The sequence below is a fragment of the Herbiconiux daphne genome (assembly GCF_024979295.1).
Lineage (GTDB): Bacteria > Actinomycetota > Actinomycetes > Actinomycetales > Microbacteriaceae > Herbiconiux > Herbiconiux daphnes.
Window position 1 is genome coordinate 1 of sequence record NZ_JANLCJ010000360.1, and the last position, 723, is coordinate 723.

Consider the following 723-nt stretch of genomic DNA (forward strand, 5'->3'; position numbering starts at 1 on the left):
CGGTACATTCTGGTCTTCTATTGAGGCCGTCCACTCTTCCCCATTCGTGGGCGAGGTGACGGCGGGTGTATTAGACACCATGCAAACGCTGAATTATGGCGACCGTGTATTATTCTCTAAAATGGAGGGCTTTAATTCTGATGATGTTGCCCCGCAAATTGTCGCTATTTATAAAGATAAATGGCTGGCATTAATTGCAGCGGCAATTGATGGGTTTAATTTAGGTGCGACTGAATCACGGAAAGGTTCGGAAACTATTTCATCTTCTGAGAAAAAAGATATTTCGAGAGAAGACATTAACCGCGTTTCCGCGTATAATTCAAATGAATTAATCGAGGACGCGGGAACAAGTGTTAACGAGGTAGATAATACCACGGGTGACACGGTGCGGAAATCAACGGACGATACTTTAAATCTGGATGCCCTTTATAATAACTTAACTTTGGCGGATAAAACCGCTATAATTAAGGTAGCTTTAAAGGATGTATCCAATTACCTGACCCTTTCCATTTACGAATAGGAAATATAGATGAAAGTTACTCAACTCTATACGTTAATTAATAACGTAACCAAAGAAGTATTAGGCGATACCGCCGTTATTAATGAAGACCTTTCCAATATCGTTGATATTGGTAAAGCGGTACAGGACACCGCAAACGGCATTGATAACTATGTCCGTAAACTGGTTGACCATATCGGTAAGGTTGTATTTGTAAATCGCGC

2 protein-coding genes are annotated in these 723 nt (G+C 40.9%); both read left to right on the forward strand.

The features are described 5' to 3' along the window. Positions 1 to 520 (forward strand): hypothetical protein (locus N1032_RS25250; RefSeq protein ID WP_259543331.1); only part of this gene is annotated, 520 nt, incomplete at its 5' end. 9 nt (positions 521 to 529) lie between these two features. Beyond that, positions 530 to 723: phage major capsid protein (locus N1032_RS25255; RefSeq protein WP_259543332.1), on the forward strand; the 194-nt coding region annotated here is incomplete at its 3' end.